The 21,698-nt window shown below is 68.4% G+C and carries 14 protein-coding genes; 5 read left to right on the top strand and 9 right to left on the bottom strand.

Going from position 1 to position 21,698, the window contains the following annotated elements:
* Positions 1-60: 60 nt before the first annotated feature.
* Both uvrA and FM076_RS31425 read left to right on the top strand, forming a co-directional pair.
* Positions 61-2,922 (top strand): excinuclease ABC subunit UvrA, encoded by a 2,862-nt coding sequence (uvrA, locus tag FM076_RS31430; RefSeq protein WP_173874217.1) that lies wholly within the window; start codon positions 61-63, stop codon positions 2,920-2,922.
* A 105-nt stretch (positions 2,923-3,027) separates the two neighbouring features.
* Positions 3,028-7,506 (top strand): ATP-dependent helicase, encoded by a 4,479-nt coding sequence (locus FM076_RS31425; RefSeq protein ID WP_202034937.1) that lies wholly within the window; start codon positions 3,028-3,030, stop codon positions 7,504-7,506.
* A 26-nt stretch (positions 7,507-7,532) separates the two neighbouring features.
* On the opposite strand, the gene phzG is transcribed toward FM076_RS31425, so the two are convergent.
* From phzG to FM076_RS31400, 5 genes are all read right to left on the bottom strand, one after another.
* On the bottom strand, positions 7,533-8,168 hold the full coding sequence (gene phzG, locus FM076_RS31420; protein ID WP_173874215.1) for a phenazine biosynthesis FMN-dependent oxidase PhzG: 636 nt from the start codon (positions 8,166-8,168) through the stop codon (positions 7,533-7,535).
* Positions 8,161-8,988, bottom strand: coding sequence for a PhzF family phenazine biosynthesis protein (locus FM076_RS31415; protein WP_173874214.1), 828 nt, complete (start codon positions 8,986-8,988; stop codon positions 8,161-8,163). Before FM076_RS31415 ends, phzG begins: the two co-directional genes overlap by 8 nt.
* A gap of 89 nt (positions 8,989-9,077) precedes the next feature.
* Positions 9,078-10,910, bottom strand: a complete 1,833-nt coding sequence (asnB, locus tag FM076_RS31410) for an asparagine synthase (glutamine-hydrolyzing) (protein ID WP_173874213.1) — start codon at positions 10,908-10,910, stop codon at positions 9,078-9,080.
* A gap of 265 nt (positions 10,911-11,175) precedes the next feature.
* Positions 11,176-12,336 carry a 3-deoxy-7-phosphoheptulonate synthase gene (locus FM076_RS31405; protein ID WP_173874212.1) on the bottom strand — a complete coding sequence of 387 codons (1,161 nt, stop codon included), beginning with the start codon at positions 12,334-12,336 and terminating at the stop codon, positions 11,176-11,178.
* Positions 12,337-12,625: 289 nt separating this feature from the next.
* Positions 12,626-13,237, bottom strand: coding sequence for a nuclear transport factor 2 family protein (locus tag FM076_RS31400; protein ID WP_207730280.1), 612 nt, complete (start codon positions 13,235-13,237; stop codon positions 12,626-12,628).
* A gap of 826 nt (positions 13,238-14,063) precedes the next feature.
* On the opposite strand from FM076_RS31400, the gene FM076_RS31395 reads away from it, so the two are divergent.
* Complete coding sequence (locus FM076_RS31395; protein WP_173874210.1) at positions 14,064-14,939, top strand: class I SAM-dependent methyltransferase; 876 nt, start codon at positions 14,064-14,066, stop codon at positions 14,937-14,939.
* 318 nt (positions 14,940-15,257) lie between these two features.
* A complete protein-coding gene (locus FM076_RS31390) occupies positions 15,258-16,931 on the top strand; it encodes an asparaginase domain-containing protein (protein ID WP_180217874.1) in 1,674 nt (557 codons plus the stop codon).
* 33 nt (positions 16,932-16,964) lie between these two features.
* Here the strand turns inward: FM076_RS31390 and FM076_RS31385 are convergent, their stop codons facing one another.
* Positions 16,965-17,360 (bottom strand): VOC family protein, encoded by a 396-nt coding sequence (locus FM076_RS31385; protein WP_173874209.1) that lies wholly within the window; start codon positions 17,358-17,360, stop codon positions 16,965-16,967.
* Between the two features lie 360 nt (positions 17,361-17,720).
* Here FM076_RS31385 and FM076_RS31380 point away from each other — a divergent pair, with 360 nt between their 5' ends.
* Entirely contained in the window at positions 17,721-19,169 is a 1,449-nt protein-coding gene (locus FM076_RS31380; protein WP_173874208.1) for an amidase, read from the top strand.
* Positions 19,170-19,243: 74 nt separating this feature from the next.
* On the opposite strand, the gene FM076_RS31375 is transcribed toward FM076_RS31380, so the two are convergent.
* From FM076_RS31375 to FM076_RS35455, 3 genes are all read right to left on the bottom strand, one after another.
* Positions 19,244-20,269 (bottom strand): methyltransferase, encoded by a 1,026-nt coding sequence (locus FM076_RS31375; protein WP_173874207.1) that lies wholly within the window; start codon positions 20,267-20,269, stop codon positions 19,244-19,246.
* Positions 20,270-20,341: 72 nt separating this feature from the next.
* On the bottom strand, positions 20,342-20,713 hold the full coding sequence (locus FM076_RS31370; protein WP_173874206.1) for a DUF4186 domain-containing protein: 372 nt from the start codon (positions 20,711-20,713) through the stop codon (positions 20,342-20,344).
* The gene (locus FM076_RS35455; protein ID WP_173874205.1) at positions 20,706-21,578 is read right to left on the bottom strand and encodes an MFS transporter; all 873 of its coding nucleotides are present in this window, start codon (positions 21,576-21,578) and stop codon (positions 20,706-20,708) included. Before FM076_RS35455 ends, FM076_RS31370 begins: the two co-directional genes overlap by 8 nt.
* Positions 21,579-21,698 lie beyond the last annotated feature (120 nt).

Below are 21,698 nucleotides of genomic sequence, written 5' to 3'. Positions count from 1 at the left end.
ACGCTCCGTGTGGTCTCATCCGTTCGCATTGCTGACGCCTCCTAGGAACGAGAGTCTCCCGTGTCCGATCGCCTTGTCGTTCGTGGAGCCCGCGAACACAATCTCAAAGACGTCACCCTCGACCTGCCGCGCGACTCGATGATTGTTTTCACCGGCCTGTCCGGGTCCGGAAAGTCGAGCCTCGCCTTCGACACGATCTTCGCCGAGGGCCAGCGCCGCTATGTGGAGTCACTGTCGGCATATGCGCGCCAGTTCCTCGGTCAGATGGACAAACCCGACGCCGACTTAATCGAGGGGCTCTCCCCCGCGATCTCCATCGACCAGAAGTCCACCTCGAAGAATCCCCGCTCGACGGTCGGTACGCTCACCGAGGTCTACGACCACCTGCGGCTGCTCTGGGCGCGGATCGGCAAGTCGCACTGCCCGCTTTGCAAACGCCCCATCACCCGGCAGTCCCCGCAGCAGATCGTCGACCGGGTGCTCGAACAGGACGCGGGCGCCCGCTTCCAGGTGCTGGCCCCCGTGATCCGCGGCCGCAAGGGGGAGTACACCGAGCTGTTCCGGGAGATGCAGACCAAGGGGTTCTCGCGGGCCCGGGTGGACGGCACCCTGGTCAGGCTCGACGAGCCGCCGGTACTGAAGAAGTACGAAAACCACGACATCGAGATCGTCGTCGACCGGCTGTCGGTGAAGGAGTCGGCACGGCGCCGCCTCACCGACTCCGTGGAGACCGCCCTCGGGCTCTCCGGCGGGACGATCCTCCTGGACTTCATCGACCGGGCGGACGACGATCCGCACCGCGAGCGGCTCTACTCCGAGCACCTGTACTGCCCCCACGACGACCTGTCGTTCGAGGAGCTGGAGCCCCGGTCGTTCTCGTTCAACTCCCCGTTCGGCGCCTGCCCCGAATGCACCGGCCTGGGCAACCGGTTGGAGGTCGACCCGGAGCTGATCATCCCCGACCCGTCGAAGACGCTCAGCGGCGGGGCGATCGCGCCGTGGTCGGGCGGGCCCGTGAGCGAATACTTCGGCCGCCTCCTGGTCGACCGCATGCTGGAGGCGCTGAGCAAGGCCATGGGGTTCGACCTGGACACGCCCTGGGAGCAGCTGCCGACGAAGGTGCGGGAGACGATCCTGCACGGCCACAGCGAGCAGGTCCACTTGTCCTACAAGAACCGCTTCGGCCGGCAGCGCTCGTACGACGCCGACTTCGAGGGCGTCATCGCCTGGGTCCAGCGCCGGCACTCCGGCACCGACAAGGAGCTGACCCGGGAGCGCTACGAGGGGTTCATGCGGGCGATCCCCTGCGCGGCCTGCCAGGGCGCCCGCCTCAAACCGGCCTCGCTTGCCGTGACCGTGGCCGGGAAGTCGATCGCCGAGGTCTCGGCGATGTCGGTCAGCGAGTGCGCCGAATTCCTCGGAGCACTCGAACTGTCGGACCGCGACCGGCAAATCGCCGAGCAGGTGATCAAGGAGATCAACACGCGGTTCGAATTCCTGCTCGATGTCGGTCTCGACTACCTCACCATCGACCGGTCGACCGACTCGCTCGCCGGCGGCGAGGCACAGCGGATCCGCCTCGCCACGCAGATCGGAGCCGGACTCGTCGGCGTTCTCTACGTCCTGGACGAGCCCTCGATCGGACTGCACCAGCGCGACAACGAGCGTCTGCTGAGGACGCTGGAGCGCCTGCGGGACATCGGCAACACGCTGATCGTCGTCGAACACGACGAGGACACGATCCGCGCCGCGGACTGGGTGGTGGACATCGGCCCGGAGGCGGGAGAGCACGGCGGCCAGGTAGTGGTCTCGGGGACAGTGGAGGAGCTGCTGGCCTGCGAGCAGTCGCTGACCGGTGCGTACCTCTCCGGCCGGCGCGCGATAGCCGTACCCCGGCAGCGGCGAAGCGGCGACAGCAAGCGCGCGCTGGTGGTGAAGGGCGCTCGCGCCCACAACCTCCAGGACATCGACGTGGAGTTCCCGCTCGGTGTCCTCACCTGCGTCACGGGCGTCTCCGGCTCCGGCAAGTCGACTCTGGTCAACGACATCCTCTACAACGCGCTCGCCCGGGAGCTGAACAGAGCCCGCACAGTCGTCCCCGGCAAGCACACCCGGATCACCGGCACCCAGCTGGTCGACAAGGTCGTCCATGTGGAGCAGTCGCCCATCGGACGCACGCCGCGCTCCAACCCGGTGACCTATACGGGCGTGTGGAACCACGTGCGGAAGCTCTTCGCGCAGACCACCGAGGCGAAGGTGCGCGGATACGGACCCGGCCGGTTCTCCTTCAATGTGAAGGGCGGTCGATGCGAGGCATGCTCCGGAGACGGCACCGTCAAGATCGAGATGAACTTCCTGCCGGACGTCTATGTGCCGTGCGAGGTCTGCCACGGAGCCAGGTACAACCGGGAGACCCTCCAGGTCCACTACAAAGGGAAGACCGTCGCCGACATCCTGGACATGCCGGTCGAGGAGGCTCTGGAGTTCTTCGGCCCGATCCCGGCGATCAAACGTCATCTGCAGACCCTCGACGATGTAGGACTGGGCTACGTCCGGCTCGGCCAGCCCGCCACCACTCTCTCCGGAGGGGAGGCGCAGCGCGTCAAGCTCGCCGCGGAGTTGCAGAAGCGCTCCACCGGCCGGACCGTCTACGTGCTCGACGAGCCGACCACCGGCCTGCACTTCGATGACGTCAACAGGCTCCTCGGGGTGCTCGGCCGGCTCGTGGACGCCGGCAACACGGTCATCGTCATCGAGCACAATCTCGACGTGATCAAGACGGCGGACTGGATCATCGACATGGGCCCGGAGGGAGGCTCACGCGGTGGAACGGTCATCGCCGCCGGCACCCCGGAGGAGGTGGCCGCCGTCGACGGGAGCCACACGGGCCGCTTCCTGCGAGAGCGCCTCGTCCAGCCGTGACGTCATGTGCCCGGTGCCATACGGACGTTCATGGCGGCACCAAGGCTCACCGCCCCATGACCGGCCGAAACCATCGTCAGACGTCCGGACAGATCGGGAGGCACCATGGGTCCCATGCCCGCACTCGAGATGTTCTCGCGGGTGACGCGGGAGTGGTTCACCGCGTCCTTCGCCGCGCCGACACCCGCGCAGGAGCAGGCGTGGCAGGCGATCGCTCGCGGCGAGAACACCTTGGTGATCGCCCCGACCGGTTCCGGTAAGACGCTTGCCGCCTTCCTGTGGTCGCTGGACCGGCTCGCCCAGGGCACGGCCCCGGGGGCCGACGGAGCCGGCAGTCGGCCGGGCCGGAAGTCGAGGCGGTGCCGCGTGCTGTACGTTTCGCCGCTCAAGGCGCTTGCCGTCGATGTGGAACGCAATCTGCGGGCCCCGCTGACCGGCATGAAGCACACCGCGCGGCGGCTCGGTGCCCCGGAACCGGACATCTCGGTCGCGTTACGCTCCGGGGACACGTCCGCGAAGGAGCGGCAGCGGTTCCTCCGGGAGGCCGCCGACATCCTCATCACCACCCCCGAATCGCTGTACCTGCTGCTGACCTCGCAGGCCCGGGAAACGCTCCGGGATGTCGAGACCGTCATCGTCGACGAGGTCCATGCCCTCGCGGGTACCAAGCGCGGTGCCCACCTGGCGTTGGCGCTGGAACGGCTCGATGTGTCGCTGTCCCGCCCCGCGCAGCGGATCGGACTGTCAGCGACGGTCAGGCCGGTCGTCGAGGTGGCCGCCTGGCTCGGCGGCCCCCGCCCCGCCACGGTCGTCCAGCCGCCGGCCGACAAGCGCTTCGACCTTCGGGTCGTGGTGCCGGTCGAGGACATGGCCGAGGCCGCGGAGTCGGGTGAGCGGAAATCGATCTGGCCACACGTCGAGCGCCACCTGCTCGAGGAGATCGAGAACCATCGCTCCACGATCGTCTTCGCCAACTCGCGGCGCCTCACCGAGCGGCTCTGCGGGCGGATCAATGAGCTGGCCGCGGAGACCGAGCCGCCTGGCACGGACCCGGCGCGGACGGCGGGGCGGGCGCAGGGCGCGGCGGCCCCTCCAGCCGTGACGGCCCCTCCAGCCGTGACGGCCTCTCCAGCCGTGGTGGCCCGCGCCCACCACGGCTCGGTGTCCAAGGAGGAGCGCAAGGAGATCGAGGAGGCCCTCAAATCCGGGCGGTTGCCGGCCGTGGTAGCCACCTCGAGTCTGGAGCTGGGCATCGACATGGGCGCGGTCGACCTGGTGGCTTGCGTGGAGTCACCGCCCAGCGTGGCGGGCGGGCTGCAGCGGATCGGCCGAGCCGGACACCAGGTGGGTGCGGTCTCCAAGGGGCTGATGTTCCCGAAGTACCGCGGCGACCTGATACCCACGGCTGTCGTTGCCGAGCGGATGAAGTCCGGCGACATCGAGGAGCTGCGCTATCCGCGCAACCCGCTCGACGTCCTGGCCCAGCAGATCGTCGCGATGACGTCGATGGACGTGTGGACCGTCGACGAGCTGGCAGCCGTGATCAAACGCGCGGCCCCCTACGCCACTCTCCCCCACAGTGTGCTGGAGGCCACGCTCGACATGCTGGCCGGCCGTTACCCCAGCGAAGAGTTCGCCGAACTGCGGCCGCGCATCGTGTGGGACCGGGTCGCCGGCACCCTCACCGCCCGCCCGGGCGCGCAGCGGGTCGCCGTCACCAACGGTGGCACCATTCCCGACCGCGGGCTGTTCGGAGTCTACCTCGTCGGTGAGCGCAAGTCCAGAGTGGGCGAACTCGACGAGGAGATGGTCTACGAGTCCCGTGTGGGGGACGTGTTCGTGCTCGGGGCGTCGTCCTGGCGGATCGAGGACATCACCGCCGACCAGGTGCTCGTCACCCCCGCACCCGGCCAGCCGGGCAAGCTGCCGTTCTGGACCGGTGACACCGCGGGCCGCCCCGCCGAGCTGGGCCGGGCGATCGGCGCTTTCCTGCGGGAGATCGCCTCCTCGGCGGATCCCGCCGAGCGGCTGCGCGCCGCCGGACTGGACGCGTACGCGGTCGGCAATCTGATTGGTTATCTGCGCGAGCAACGCGAGGCCACGGGCCACGTCCCGGACGACCGCACGATCGTGGTCGAGCGGTTCCGCGACGAGCTGGGCGACTGGCGAGTCGCCATCCATTCACCCTACGGGTCGCGGGTCCACGCCCCCTGGGCGCTGGCGATGGCGCAGCGGCTGCGGGAACGGTACGGAACCGGGGCCGCCGCCGACTCCCAGGTACTGCACGCCGACGACGGAATCATGCTGCGCATCTCGGATTCCGCCGAACCGCCCCCGGCCGATGTCGCCGTTTTCGAACCCGATGACATCGAGCGGATCGTCACCGCCGAACTCGGCGGTTCCGCGCTGTTCGCCTCCCGGTTCCGCGAGTGCGCCGCGCGGGCGCTGCTGTTGCCGCGCCGCCGTCCCGGCAAGCGGACCCCCCTGTGGCAGCAGCGGCTGCGCTCGTCCCAGCTGCTCGCCGTGGCGGAGGGATACGGCTCGTTCCCGATCACCCTGGAGGCCATGCGGGAGTGTCTGCGGGATGTCTTCGACATGCCCGGCTTGGTCGAGCTGATGCGCGGCATCGCGAGCCGCCGGATCCGGGTGGTCGGCGTCGAGACACCCACTGCCTCGCCGTTCGCGGCCTCTCTGCTGTTCCGCTACGTCGGGGCGTTCATGTACGAAGGGGACGCCCCGCTCGCTGAACGCCGAGCCCAGGCGCTCACCCTGGACTCCGCGCTGCTGGCCGAGCTGCTCGGCCAGTCCGACCTGCGGGATCTCCTCGATCCCGAGGTGGTCGAGCAGGTCGGGGTCGAACGCGCCCTCCGGGTGCCGAGGGACCTGGAAGACGCCGCCGACCTGCTCCGCACCCACGGCCCCCTGGAGGACGGGACCCCCTTCATGGCCGAGCTGGAGGCCCGGCACCGCGCCATCCGGGTACGGATCGCGGGAGAGGACCGGTGGGCCGCCGCCGAGGACGCCGCCCGGCTCCGCGATGCCCTCGGCGTGCCGCTGCCGCCGGGCATCCCCCAGGCGTTCCTGGAACCCTCGGCCGACCCGCTCGGCGATCTCGTCATGCGGTATGCGCGCACCCACGGGCCCTTCCACTCCGCCGACGTGGCCGCCTGGTTGGGCGTCGGCGTCGCCGTGGTGACCGATACCCTCAACCGGCTCGGCGACCGTGTCGTCGCCGGACGGTTCCTCCCGACCTCGGGTGGCGGAGGCCGCGGCGAGGAGTGGTGCGACGCCGAGGTTCTCCGGCTGATCCGCCGTCGCTCCCTGGCGAAACTCCGGCACGAGGTGGAACCGGTGCCGCCGGAGCAACTCGCCGTCTTCACTCCCCGCTGGCACGGCATACACGCCGGCAAGGAATCCCGCCGGATCCCCGCGATGGACGCGCTGATAGCGGCGATCGAGCAGTTGCAGGGCGCGGTGGTACCCGCATCCGCCCTGGAGACACTCGTACTGCCCGCCAGGGTGCCCGGCTACTCCCCCGCACTGCTGGACGAACTCACCGCCGCGGGCGACGTCGTCTGGGCCGGACACGGCGCGCTGCCCGGCGCCGACGGCTGGGTCGCGCTCTACTTCTCGGACACCGCGCCCCTTCTGCTGCCCTCACCGGAGGAGATCGCCCTCACGCCGCTGCACGAGAAGATCCTCGCCGCCCTCACCAGCGGCGCCCACTTCTTCCGCACCCTGTCCGGCCAGGTCACCGCCGATGACGCACCGGTCGGCGACGCGGCGCTGGTCACTGCCCTGTGGGACCTGGTGTGGGCGGGCCACATCACCGGCGACACCCTCGCACCACTGCGGGCGACGCTCTCCGGCGGACGCCCCGCACACCGGCCGCGGACGAGGTCGCGACGGGTCGTACTTCCGTCCCGCAGCGGCCCGCCCACCGCCGCCGGACGCTGGTGGCGGCTTCCCGAACCGGCCGACCGTCCGGAAGAGCGCGCCCGAGCCCGGACCGAGGTGCTGCTGAACCGGCACGGTGTCTTCACCCGGGGCGCGATCGCCGCCGAACGCCTGCCCGGTGGTTTCGCGGGCGTCTATCCGGTGCTGCGGGCGTTCGAGGAGAACGGGCACTGCCGCCGGGGCTATTTCGTGGAAGGGCTCGGCGGGGCACAGTTCGCCCTCGCCGGAGCGGTCGACCGGCTGCGGGCCGACAGCCCCGGCGAGGGATGCGTGGTCCTGGCTGCCACGGACCCGGCGCAGCCGTACGGCGCGGCACTGCCCTGGCCGTCCGAGGAGGGAACCCGCCCCGATCACCGGCCTGGACGCAAGGCCGGTGCCCTGGTCGTGCTCGACGGCGGTCGGCTCGCCCTCTACCTGGAGCGCGGCGGAAAGACCCTTCTCACCTTTGTCGAGGACCCGGGGCGCGCGATCGAAGCGCTCGCGTCAGCCGTACAGCACGGAACTCTCACCACCCTCACCATAGAGCGGGCCGACGGTACGCCGGTGCACCAGACACCGGTCGCCGGCCTGCTCGAGGGGGCAGGATTCCACGCCACGCCCCGTGGCTACCGGTTGCGCCGGCCCTGACCCACCCCATGGCCCTCGGACGGGGATCAGGGCTGGAGGCGGACGGTCCGCCAGCCGTCCTCGGTGAGGTCGTAACGGAGCCTGCGGTGCAGGCGGGAGGAGGACGAGGCCCAGAACTCCACCGACGTCGGTTCCAGCCGATAAGTGGCGAACCGGTCGGGCCGTGCCAGCGTTTCCTGGAGTGGTGTCAGACGTTCGGCTTCCTTCAGCATCGCCTCGGGATCGTCCAGCCGGTCACTCTGCCAGGAGACGGTGGACATCGGACGCAGGGGTGCCGGCCTCGCTTCCCAGTGACGATCGGCCTCGGCCGCATCGAGTCGTACGACCGGCCCCGAGAAGATCAGCTGCTGGGCGGTCTCCCGCCAGTACAGCAGCCCGGACGCCCAGCCGTTCTCGGCGATCTCCCGGCCCTTCCGGCTGGTGGAGTGGGTGCTGAAACGCAAGCCGTGCTGGTCGATCTCCAGCACGACCACCGTCCGGCTGGAAGGGCGGCCGCGGCGGTCGGCGGTGGCCAGGGCCAGAGCCTTGGGTTCGCGCACACCGGTGTCGATGGCGGACGCCAGCCACTGGGCCGCCAGCTTCAAAGGCTCGGGCGGCGGGTTGTCGTACTCCGGGAAGTCCGGATCCGCGGGACCCGTGAGGGTTTCGTACTGGCTAGACATGGATCACTCCTTCGGCAACGGGTACGGCTTCACCGGAAACCAGAGCGCGGCCCCCCGCTTCCGCGCGGGCCCGCATCACTGAGTGCTTTCCCATCTCGACGCCCTGATGGATCTCGATCCAGGTGTCGAACCCGATACGTCCGTTCCGTCCCAGGTGCAGGGCGAGCGGGCCGGCGGCGGAGCCGGTGGCCGCGTCCTCCTGCACCCCGTACGCCGGGGAGAACATGCGGCTGCGCCAGCGCGTCCCCGATCCGGCGAAGCAGTTGGTCGCCATGTCCTCGAAGGCTGCCAGCGCCCGGTGGTCGGGGCGGAGTGCCGCCAGGTCCTCGATGCTCGGGAGGCCGACGAAGACATGGCGGGGCCCGTTGACGTAGATCTCCACCGGGAGGGTGGAGCTGTCCAGCCCCAGTGCCGCCAGTAACTCATCCTCCCGCTCGAACCTGGAGAAGGTCGGGGTCGGCTGCTCCATCGTCGCCGCGACCACGTGGCCGCCCGTGCGCTCCAGGTCGAAGGGGATCACGCCCATCTTGGTCTCCAACCGCAGCCGGTCCCCGTCGACGGATCCACCGAGGGCTACCGCGGTCCCCAGCAGCGGGTGACCTGCGAACGGCAACTCGTTGACCGGGGTGAAGACACGGACGTGGTAGTCGCTTCCCTCGCGGGCAGGCAGGACGAACGTCGTCTCGGAAAGGTTCATCTCCTTGGCGATCGCCTGCATACGGTCCGCGGTCAGGTCCCCGGCGTCGAAGACAACGGCGACCGGATTGCCGGACAGCGGGGTTTCGGTGAAGCAGTCGACGACCGTGTAGCGATGGGTCATGAGGGATGGTCCTTCCGATGAGGGAACAGAGTCTCAGGTCGGGGTGCCGTCGCGCTTGACCCTTCGTCACGGCACAGGGTCCGGCCGGGTCAGGACAGCCGGAGGTGAGGGCGGTAGATGTCCAGCCACGCGCTCATATCGAGCACTTGCTCAATACGGTTGCGGTCACCGATGGGCATCGTGGCGGAACCCCGCCGCACGATGTCGTCCAACCGGCTGCGCTCGACGAGGTCGAAGACGGGATCGTCGGTGGTGAGCAGCTCCTTGGCCTGCTGGAGCAGAGCGCCGGCATACAGGGGATCGCGTGTGGCCGGGTAGGGCGCCTTCGCCCGCTGCAACACGGACCGCGGGAGCAGATCCGCGGTCGCGGCGCGCAGCAGGCTCTTCTCCCTTCCGTCGAACGCTTTCATCGACCAAGGGGTGTTGTAGACGTACTCGACGAGCCGGTGGTCGCAGAAAGGGACCCGGACCTCCAGCCCGACAGCCATGCTGATGCGGTCCTTGCGCTCCAGGAGCATGCGGACGAAGCGGGTCAGATACAGGTAGCAGATCACCCGCATCCGTCTTTCGTGCTCGCTCTCTCCCCCGGCCGGCTCGACCTCGGATACCGCGCCGGCGTACTGGTCCCGAATGTAGTCGGGCAGATCGAGGGCCGCGGTGATGTCGGCGTTGAACCGGTCCGACACCTGGGCTCGCGCACCGCTGACGGGGACCGCCATCCAGGGAAACGTATCCGCTGCCTGCACGACGGGGTGATGGAACCAGCTGTAACCGCCGAAGACCTCGTCGGCGGACTCCCCGGACAGGGCGACCGTGGAGTGCTCACGGATGGCCTGGAACAACAAGTACAGCGACGTATCCATGTCGCCCATGCTGAACAGGCTGTCGCGCGCGGTGATCACCGCGCGGCGTACCTCCCGGTCGGCCATCGCGGAATGTTCGAGCACGATGGCCTCGTGCCGCGAACCGACGTGCGCCGCCACCTCTCGCGCGTAGGGCGCGTCGGGAGTGCCACGCAGGTCATCACCGACGAAGTTGTCCGCCTGTCCGACGAAATCGACCGCGAAACTGCGCACCTGCTCGTCACACTCGGCAGCGGCCAGCGCCGTCACCACGCTCGAATCCAGTCCCCCGGAGAGCAGCGAGCAACGCGGCACGTCGGAGACGAGCTGACGGCTCACGATGTCTTCGAGCAGCGAGCGAACGGTATCGACGCTGGTCTGCTGGTCATCGGTGTGGGGCCGCGTCCGCAGGGTCCAGTAGCGGCGTTCACGCAGTCCGGCGCGATCGACGACGACCATGCCGCCCTGTACCACCTCGCGCATGCCGCGCCACACAGCGGCCCCGGGCGGCTGGGTGAAACCGAACAGCCCGCGCAGGCCGTCGAGGTCGACGGTGCGGTCGGACAGCGGGTTGGCCAGAATCGCCTTCGGTTCGGAGCCGAAGACCACCCCGTCGTCGGTGCTGAAGTAGTAGAGCGGCTTGATGCCCAGCCGGTCACGGACCAGGAGGAGCTTCGCGGCCCCGGCGTCCCAGACGGCGAAGGCATACATGCCGTTGAGGTGCTCGGCCACGGCCTCGCCCCACTCCAGGTAGCCGTGGAGCACCACCTCGGTGTCGCTGCGGGTCCGGAACCGGTGGCCGCGGCGGACCAGTTCGGCTCTCAGCTCGGTGAAGTTGTAGACCTCGCCGGTGTAGACGATCGTCACCAAGCCGTCGCCGGTGCGCACCGACATGGGCTGGGTGCCGCCCTCGATATCGATGACCGCCAGTCTTCGGTGCCCCAGGGCCGCATGCCGGTCGGACCATGTGCCTTCGTCATCCGGCCCCCGGCAGGCCATGGTCGCTGTCATCGCGTCGAGGTCTGCCTGGTGCTGCACCAGATCCCTGTCGAACGAGACCCAGCCGGTAAGTCCACACATCGATTACCCCTCTTGCTTGCAGGTGGCCCGGTTCGGCGCCGTCGGGGCGGCCGGTGCGGCTGCAGACCCCGGAGCATGACCGCGCCTCAGCGGTTGGTCGGACGGTCGCAGGTCCTCAAGGCCGCGACGTTCACGCGGTCGGCACCTCCCCGGTGTCCATCAGCGGCGGCAGCGGGGCGGTGAGAATGCTCGCCCTGTCCTGGGTGAGTACCGATTCGAGGGAGCGTTGGCAGGAAGTCGGAGGCCAGGACGGTCATTCCCCTCCTCAGACCTGCTCCGTCGTCGGCCGCCAGGCCGAGACCACCGAGACGGCCTGCCGGGGGTTGAGCCTGGGGTCACAGAGCGTCGTGTATGTGTCTCCGCCTCCCCCGACGTCGTCCTGGGTCTCCACGCATTCGGTCACGTCGTCGGGGGTGGTCTCCAGGTGGATGCCGCCCGCGACGCCGCCGGCCTTGTGCACGGCGGTCTGGAATTCCGCGACCTCGCGGACAAGCGTGTCCACGACCCGGGTCTTGCGTCCTTCGGAGGTGAGCACGGTGTTGGCGTGCATCGGGTCCACCATCCAGATCACCGGGTGCCCGGCGGCACGCACCGCCTCCACCATCGGCGGTAGTACGTCCGCGGCCGCGTCCGCGCCCATCCGGGCGATCAGTGTGAGCCTGCCCGGCTCCCGTTCCGGGTCGAGCCGCGCGCAGAGCCCGAGCAGTTCGGCGACCTCCGCCTTCGGCCCGATCTTGCACGCCACAGGATTGACCACGTCGGACAGCAACGCGACGTGTGCGCCTTCGAGTTGACGGGTCCGTTCACCGATCCACGGCCAGTGGGTGGAGGTGAGCGCGAGTTGGCCCACCCGGTCCCGGCGTTTCATCGGGAGTTCGTAGTCGAGCAGCAGCGCCTCATGGCTGGTCCACAGAGGCGGATCGATGGTTGCGGGGGACGGCGAGCCGAGGTGGGTCATCACCTCACTCGCCGCCCAGTAGCCTGCCAACAGGCGCCAGGGATCGGATCGGCGTTTCGCGGGGTCCGGCTCCGGGCTGTTCACCATGTGGCCCCGGTACACCGGGATCTCGGCCCCGTCGATCCACTCGGTGGGCGCCGACCGTGGCTTGGCGTATTGCCCTGCGATCCGGCCGACCCGCATCACCGGTTGCCGCGTGGCCTGCTCCATGACCCTGGCGAGCAGGCCGAGAAGCCCCGCCTTTCGTTCCACGTCCTCCGCCGTGCATTCCGCGGGATCCTCCGCGCAGTCGCCGGCCTGCACCACCAGCGCCTTCCCGGAGGCGACCCGCGCGAGTAACCTCCGCAGCCTGCTCAACGACTCGCTCTGCACGAGCGGGGGAAGCGCCGCGAGCAGGTCCCGGACCTGCCCGACCTCTACGGTTCCTTCCCATGGAGGCTGCTCCCGGGCGACCGAGATGACATTCATGCTTGCTCCAAACTCATGACATGCCGAGAACTCGACTTTGTGCCTGCCGTGCTGAGCCCGGCGAGGTGTCCCCCGGCAGCCACGGCGATACCGAAGCCGAGGGCGCGGGGGTACGGCGAAGAAACAGACCGGCGGTACGGCGGAAAGCTGTCACAGGCCAGTCAGTCGGACCCAGGGAAGACGCGAGCGCCGCCACAGCGGTCGGAGCTTGCGTGAAGCCTCTGTCCCACCACTGCGGACTTGTGACCTGCGGAGACGACGAAGCGGAGAGAGCCCTGAGATCCTCGGATCAGGTTCCGGGGATGGGCGGGTACGGGTTGTCCTGGATGTACAGCCACGTACCGTTCGGCTGCTCGTGCAGCGTGTTGCAGAAGTACCCCGTGTACCTGACGCGGTTACCGTCCGGGCCTGTCTGCTCCAGCACGTAGTCACCCATGGTGACTGCCGTGCGGCCACGAACCTTGCCGCCGCCTCCGCGCTTCCCGCCCGAGATGACGGTGCTACGAGGGTGCACCGTGAGCTGCGGGTTCGACTTGAACCATTCCACGTAGAATTCTCGGATCGTCGCCAATCCCCTGATGGTTGAGCCGTTCCGTTCGACAAGAGCGGCCTCGGGCTCATGGATGGCGACGACTCCGTCCACGTCCTTGGCTTTGATCATCCTGCTCATGGCCTTTATCGCCTCAGCAGGAGTATCGGCACCGGACGAGACGGCCTCGCGGGCTCCCGTCTGCGTCGTGGCGCCGGTCCGCTCGTTTGCCGCGGGCCGCTGGGCGGAAGCGGGAGCGGCAGCATAAACGGCCGCCAACAGAAGAGCCGCGACCGATCCCCCGGAAATGATTTTCTTCATGACAGTCCCCCGACTCTTCATGACAGCCCCTCGAATGGCGGTCAGGATCACGCACTCCCCCCGTGCCGCCATGGGGCCTTGCACAGAAAGTAGTTGTCTCGTCAAGCCGACGTCAAGTGTCCGACTTCTCCAGATTTACTCAACTATGCAGAGCTTTTCGGCGTCCCGTTCGGTGCGGGTTCGGCAGTCGGCAAAGACCGTCCACCGACGTATTCCGGAACCCCATGACGGCAGCCCCGGCAAGAGCGAAGTTCCTGGTCAGGTGCGTGGAATTCCAGCACTGGCGCACGAATCAGAGAGTCATGACGGGGAGCGGAACGACCAGCTCGTTCCTCCCTGCGGCATCATCTGTCACGTCGGCCTCCACGAATTTTCCCCCACTCACGATGTTCCGTAGGCGGCTTTCATGCAGGGCCTGATCGGTGCCCGGCCGGAGACATTGTTCCGCGCACGTACGACCAGGCGACCCCGTGGATTCCCGCTGGCAGGGGCCGCTCCTCCTGATATTCGTTGACAGCCCCTGATGCCCCGGTTACCGTACCCGAATCAGACCGGAAACGGGTTTCTGACGGTTCTCGACCTCAGTTCTCCCGGCTGGTAGAGGAATCCATGATTCCTGATCGGTACCGACCGGTGGCGGAATCGAGTATTCCCGCCCTCTCCCTGTTGGCGAGGGAATCGAGGATTCCTGATCTCTCCCAGCCGGGAGAGGAATCCGGGATTCCTGATGGCCGACTCACGGTTACTGGCACAGCCGGCACCGGCCTCAGCCGCCGGCGCCGGCCTCAGAAACCATGACCAGACGTCGTCATGCGGCCTGCCGCACGATGTGACGTGTTGTCGGGCGCTCGGCGCCCCGAGTAACGGAGGCACTCGCATGGCAGGTCCCGAAAGCACCGCGGAAATGCACGGCATTTTCAACACCACGGCCGCGGAGTACGACCAGGGTGGTGTGGAATTCTTCGGTCCCATCGGCCGGAACCTGGTCGAGTTCGCGGCGATCGGGCGCGGGGACCGCGTACTGGACGTCGGCTGCGGACGTGGCGCGGCCCTGCTGCCCGCAGCCGCGGCCACCGGCCCGGAAGGCGAGGTCATCGGTATCGACATCGCCGAGAACATGGTCAGCTACGCCGAGCGGGACGCACGGGAACACGGCTTCACCCATGTGACCACCCAGGTGGCCAACGGTCAGTCACCGGGCTTCCCGCCGGGGCACTTCGACGTAGTGATCGGCAGCTTCAGCATCTTCATCTGGACCTACGGACCGGCCGACCTCGAGCCCTACTCGCGGCTCCTGCGCCCAGGAGGACGATTCGCCGTAAGCGCCCCCTCGTTCATCCTGAAGCCGGGTGAGAAATGGGGCTTCCTCCCCGAGCCGGTGCACGATCTGCTCTTCCCGCACCTGGTCGACCCCAAGGACCCCGACGGCTACGACTGCCCGTACAGCAACGTCCGCAACAACTGGCTGGCCTCCCAGAAGCTGGCCGCGAGCACGCTCCGGCAGGCCGGATTCACCGACATCACGGTGTGGGAGGAGGACCGGCAGCTCGTCCTCGACTCCGGTATGCAGTGGGTCCGGTGGACTCAGACACACGGGATGCGGCGTTTGTGGCAGATGCTCGGCGAACAGGAGCGCGAGGAACTCGCGAACGAGGTCGCCGACCGGCTCGACACCACCATGCGCAAGCCGGACGGCACCCTGACCGTTCCCCACCCGGTCGTGTACGCGAGCGGGCACGCACCAGCACAATGAGCCCCCCTTCGTTCGGCCCTCCATCGGCACGGCCTAGGCACTTCTCAAAGCCGTTGCCGGGCGGGAAGAACCGCGGGGCGATGTCCTGCCCGCACAGCCGGGCCGGCTGCTCGGTGGAGTGGTAGGCGATTTCGGTGCCGGGCCTGCCCGGGCCGCGCCTGCCGGGGGCACGTCGCGCGCGTCCAGCAGACGGCCGACAGCTTCGTACTTCAGCTCGGCGTTCTGTATTCGACTCGGGCAGGCGCCGCATACGGCCGGGCGGACCTGGCGTGGCGGTTTCAGTCCCGAGATCTCCGGTGCTCAGGGAGGCGACTTGTCATGCGTGAAACCCTTCCGGACGGCGCGCGGCGACCGCGGATCGCGGTGTTCGCCGGGCCGACGGCGACGATTTTGAACACACCGGACCTGATCACATCGAACAAGGCACGCATACGCCACGGCCTTCCGCTGCGGCCCTCGCCGTTCGACGTGCTGCGCCCGCAGCGGCTCGCGGCGCCCGTGACGGTGTACATCGAGGCGTTCAGCGCGCACCCGCTCGAACGAGACGCAGCTGCTTTGTACGCGCCGCCGGACGGCTGGCTCGACGGCGACGGCACGTTCCACGACGAGCGGCCTTCCGAGGACGCCACGCCGGTGTATGTGGCCGAACTCCGCCCCGACGACGGCCTCTACCCGCTTCCCTACATGGCGAGGCAGGCGAACGGCTCCGCTTGGGAAGAAACCGGGACCGCTCCGTTCGCACCCCCTGGAGCCGCCCGGCAGACCTTCTACCCCGATGCCCGCCGCCTCTACGAGGAGATCGAGCGGTTCGGCCTCGCCGACTACGGCACTTCCGTCGAGCTGGGGACGAGCGCCGACTTCGACTTCTTCCGGGCCGCTCCGTCGGGCGGGTACACCGCGGACCCCGACTCCGAGTGCCCCGGGCAGGACTTCTTCGTCTACTACCCCTATCACCTGCAGCAAGAACCCGGTCTGGCGAACCTCGCCCTGGCGACCAACCAGGTACAGGCCGTCCTCGCCACTGGTGAGCACGTCGGCGTCCAATGGCTGGAGGGAAGCCCGACCGTGGACGAGACGTTGTACTGGCTCGGACTCGTCGTCGACACCACGGTGCCGATCATCGGACACGCGGCCCAACGCCGCCACCAGTCATTGAGCGCCGACGGCGACCGCAACGTGGTGGACGGCGTCAAATACCTGGTGTCGGGCGTCTCCTTGAACGAGCGGGGCGAAGACCGCGTGGGCGCCTGCCTGATCGTCGACGAACTCGTCTACACAGCCCGGGACGTGACCAAGGTCGACGCGCGGCCGGGGGGTTACGAAGTCACCGGCGGCCACGGAGGAATCGTCGCCGACCTGGGCGGTTACGGTCCGCCCCAACTCACCTACCTTCCCGCCCGCCGCCACACGCACCGTTCGGACCTGCGCCTCACGGTGCTCCCCGAAAAGGTGAGCGGCGTCACCGGAACACTGGACGCCGGCGTGTCCCTGGTCGATGTTCCGACCAAGGACACCGAGGGACTGGTGCCCGCCGCCATGCCGCACGTCGTGATCACCAAGTACGGCCGGTACGTAGCGGCGCGGACTGGCGCTGATGGCCTGCCCGCTCCTGACGACGAAGTGGAGGTCCTGGCGCGGATCAAAGCCAACCTTGCCGCGGCGCCGCTGGCCGGTTTCGTATGTGAGGGCATGTCGCCGTTCGGGATGGCTGATCCGGCGAGGAACGCGGCACTGAGCGTCGCCATCTTCGCGGGCATGCCGGTGGTCCGCACCGGCCGCGGCAACACCGGGGGCATGGCGTATCGGACCGACCCGACGTTCATCTCAGGGAACAACCTCACAGCCACCAAGGCACGCATGCTTCTCATGGCCGCGCTGCTCAAGCTCGGGGCGCTGCCCCCCGCCCAGGATCCTTTCCACCCGACCCCTGACGAACGTGCGGCCACACAAGAGGCAGTCGCTCGGTACCAGGCCTTGTTCGACACCCACTGAAACGCTGCTGCCCGGGTCGAGACTGCGAGGTACTCACAAGGTGATGTTGACCATCCACGTGATTCCGAACTGGTCCACGAGCGAGCCGGCCTCGTCACCCCATGACTGCTTCTCCAGGGGTAGCGTCACGGTTCCGCCGACGGACAGTTTCTCGAAGTATTCGCGAAGTCTGGTGTCGCCTCCGAGGAAAACCGCGACGTTGTTGCCTGACTGAAAGGGCATCCCGTCCCGGACGTCCCAACCCATCAGCGTGTAGCCGTCCGGGGTGTCGAGCCGGGCATGCATGATCTTGTCAGCGTGTGCGTCCGTAGAACCGAACTCGGCGTAGGTGCCCATCTCCAGCTTGCCGCCGAAGATGTCCCGATAGAACTCTATCGCCTGCCGCGCGTTTCCGTTGAGGGCGAAGCACGGGTTGAGTCGAGATCCCATCTGAGGCTCCTGGGCATGAGTGGTTGCGAATGTCGTGATCCTGGCAGCGGGCTACGGAGGATCGTCCGAGCCCTGGCGGCGTCGCAGGTCGCTCAGCACGCCCCAGCCGTAGGGCGACGCGCGTCCTCGGCCTCGGCCGCACCCTGCTAACGAGCGAGCAACCCAACCGTTCCGGCTCCATACCGGACACGGTTCCGGCTCAACAACTGTCGGACGCGGCAATTCCGCAGCAAGCGGGCCCGTTGAAAGCCCGCACTGCCACCGGGAGTTCGCGCCGATGGCAGCCGAGATATCGGCCCCGAGCAGCCCTTTCGGGGCAGCTCGGGACCGTTATACGGTTCGGTCACGGGGGAGGTTCTCATGATTGATCTGGCACATCGTTCCGCCCGCGAACACGCTGCCGCCATCGCGGGAAAAGAAATATCGAGCCTGGAACTGCTCGACCACTATCTGCATCGTGGAGAACAGTTCGACGCACAGGTGAACGCCATCGTCGTCCGGGATGTGGAAGGGGCGCGAGCCGCGGCGCGCGAAGCCGATCGCGCCCTCTTCCGCGGCGAGCCGCTCGGCCCGCTGCACGGCGTCCCGGTGACCGTGAAGGACAGCCTGGAGGTCGCGGGCATGCGAACCACCGGGGGCTCCACCCGTTGGGGGTATCACGTCTCGACCAGGGACGCCGAGTCGGTCGCGCGGCTGCGGGCCGCGGGAGCCATCGTGTTCGGCAAATCCAACCTGCCGGCCGACGCCCGGGACTGGCAGACCTACAACGACATCTACGGAACCACGAACAACCCGTGGGACCTGGCCCGCGGGCCCGGCGGTTCCTCCGGCGGATCCGCCGCAGCACTCGCCGCTGGGCTGACGGGCCTGGAACTGGGCGCGGACTCGGCGGGTTCGATCCGCGTACCTGCCCACTTCTGCGGCGTCTACGGACTGCGTACGTCGTACGGGATCGTGCCGGGGCTCGGCAGTGTCTCCGGACACGCCCCGGGGACTCTGACGGAGTTCGACATGGCGGTGCTCGGTCCGCTCGGCCGGCACGCGGACGACCTCGGCCTGGGCCTCGACGTCCTGGCTGGAGCACCTCTTGACCTCGCGCCGGCGTGGCGACTGGAACTGCCCCCTGCCCGGGCTTCCAGCCTGCGGGAGTTCCGGGTCGCGGCCTGGCTGGACGACCCGTGCTGCCCCGTCGACAGCGAGGTGGTCGCGGTGATGCGGAGGGCACTGGACGCGGTGCGCGACGAGGGCGCGACCGTGATCGAGCGCGAGGGTCCGGTCGGACTCGCTGAGACCATGGAGCTCTACCGCCCGTTGCTGCTGGCGCAAGGAGGGCTGATCGAGCCGGAGGAGTCGTACGCCCGGCTGGTGGAACGCGCCGTGTCGGAGGGGGCCGGGGGCGGGATCGCCTCGGGCCTGACGGTCAGCTTTCGCGACTGGCACGCGCTCGACGAACGGCGGCAGCACTCCCGCCGGCGCTGGGCCGAGTTCTTCCGCGAGGTCGACGTGCTCGTCTGCCCCGCGGCCCCCGTCAGCGCGTTCCCCCACGACCAGCGCACCGATCCCGGCCGGACCATCCGCACCCTACGGATCAACGGTGCGGACCGCCCGTACGGCGACCTGCTCCCCTGGACAGCGCCGTCGTCCCTCAACTACTTGCCCGCCGCCGTTGCTCCGATCGGGCTCACCGGAGGCGGGCTTCCCGTCGGTATCCAGGTGATCGCGCCCTACCTGCACGACCGCACCGCCGTCCGCTTCGTACAGTGCCTGGCGGAAGTGATCGGGGGCTTCCAGCCGCCGCCGGGATACTGAACGTCGCCGCCGGCTCGCCTCGGCCCCGCCCACCCCGCCCCCACGGGGAGGGGTGTCGGACGCCGACCCGCCGTTCAGTTCCCCGGAGAGGAGCGCGGTGCCGCGATCAACGCGGTTGTGTCCATGGGCAGTTCGGCGACCCGCTCGACGTCCAGGCCGGCCCGGTTCAGCAACTCCGTGAACCTGCTCACGGTGCGGTGCCGGCCACCGGTCGTCATCAGGAGGTGCAGATCCCACAGCGGCGGAAGTATGGGAGAGTGCTCGGCGTCGTCGACGACACGGTCGAAGATGATGAGGCGTGACGAGCTGTCCACCATGCCGCGTCGGCAGTGCTCGAAAACCTTGACGACCGCGTCGTCGTCCCAGCCGGCAAGGATTCGGCAGAGGGTGTATACGTCCCCGCCTGTCGGAACGCCGTCGAACATGTCACCCGCGACCAGTTGGACCCGGTCCAGTCCGACCGTGTCGGCCAGGTGCTTACTGGCCGCAGGCATCATGTGTGTGCGGTCGAAGAGCGTACCCCGGGCATCCGGTGTGGCTTTCAGGATCGCGGCGAGCAGATCCCCGCCTCCGCCACCTATGTCCACGACCATCTTGTCGCCGGAGAAATCGAAGACCTCCGGCACTTGCGGGAAGAACATGTTTCCGGCGTTCATGGTGCGCTGGAAACGTTTGGCGGTGCCCTCGTGCTGGCCAAGATGCGTGTAAAAGGAATGGCCGTAGGCCGCCTCAAAACCTGACTCGACCTTGCTGATGGCCTGGTGGGCGTGGCCCCAAGCGGTGTAGAACTCCTCGCCGTGCAGCAAGCACATATCGCGCAGGGAATGAGAACCGTCGATCAGTGCTGCGCTCACAGCGGTGTTCCGGTAACCATCCCGCTCGTTCCCCTGAAATACCCCCATGGCCACCAGAAGACGCATCAGGCGGCGGATGCCCTCTTCCTTCGCCCCCGTAGCCTCCGCGAGTTCGCCGCAAGTGGCCCGGCCGGCTTCTATGTGGTCCGGTATTTCGAGTTTGACCGCCACATAGAGGGATTGCGCTCTCCATCCGCCGGTGATTATTTCTATGACATCCCGAGTCGCCTGCACGTCAACTGCCATCCGCTCTCCAAGGGAGTTCTGCCGAGCTGTACCGTTCCAGGGATTCGGCCCCCGTTGACAGCGTGGATCGGGTCACGCGGGCGGAGTGCGGGGGGCGTACTGCTCCGCGATCCATCGGCAGATCACTTCGACGACGTAGTCCTGCTCTGCCGCATCAAGCGCACGTCCGACGGGGATTCCGTGCCAGCGTGACAGGCAGGTACGGCAGCACGTGGCCGTGGCGTGCTGTGCGACGAACACCGGATGCCCGCGATAAGGCGTCTGACGGCCGTCCTTGTACGGTTCGGCCGGAGCCAACCTGCGTTTGATCAATTCCTCGGCGTGCCTGCGTACAGTGGCGATACCCCGCAGGTCCACCACCGCACGGTCCCGGCCGCGTAACCGGAACTTCGCGCGGAAATCCTGCTGTCCGATCCGCTGCAACCGCGCGTCCAAATCATCCATAGCGGGATTGTACCCATGGGCTCGTTCCCCCGGCCATACGCTTTGCACAACAGAGCGGACGCAATCCTGGTCGAGCGCACCAGAGAAATCGCCAACGATTTCCTTGGTCCACTCCAAGACCGTGCTCATTCGACGACACACACATTGATTTTCTTTGATCCGTGTGCGCCGGATCGCTGCGCAGAGGTACAGACAGAGATACGCATGAGCGGTGATCGTGTCGAGAGCCGGGGCGGTGTTGGCCGGGGCCGCCTTGGTGGTACTGCGGGCGGGGACGACGGGGAGCGTCAGGGCGGCGCCGGCGACCAGCAGCCCGCCGAACAGCGGGCGCCGGTGACCCAGCCGTCGTCGCGCGAGCCGGGAGCCGAGCCCGGAGCCCTCCCGATGGCGATGATGCCGATCGGGACGTTGACGAACAGCACGGCCTCCGGCCGAACCAGTCGGTGAGCAGCCCGCCGAGGAGCGCCCCGGCTGCGCCACCCGCACCGACGACGGCGCCGAGAAGTCCGAAGGCCCGGTTGCGCTCAGGGCCGGGCGCGAACAATGTCGTGATCAGCGACAGTGCGGCGAGGGCTACCAGCGTCGCGCCGAGGCCCCGCGCGGCGCGCGCCGTGACCAGGGCCGCCGGAGTGGGCGCCAGGCCGCCCGCGAGTGAGGCGACGGTGAGCAGGGCCGACCCCGGATCGAACATCCGGCGTCCTGCCAGTTCGGCGACCCGACCGCCGAACATCATGAATTCGCCGAACGCGAGCGTGCAGGCGTTGCTGCCCCACGACGAGTCGGCCTGAGCGAAGTGCAGGTCACGGCCGATGGCCGGGAGCGCCATGTGCACGATGGAGGCGTCAAGGGCCAGCACGAGCTGCATGGTGACAAGCAGAGCGAGTGCAAGGCCCTGGGCCTGCGCCGACTCCTCACACGAACCCGGATTCCGCTACCGCGGGAAGGGTCGGACAATACGGAATCCGGCTTCACCTTGTCAACTTCC

The sequence above is a fragment of the Streptomyces albus subsp. chlorinus genome (assembly GCF_013302895.1).
Lineage (GTDB): Bacteria > Actinomycetota > Actinomycetes > Streptomycetales > Streptomycetaceae > Streptomyces > Streptomyces chlorinus.
This window is presented reverse-complemented; position numbering and strand designations above follow the sequence as displayed.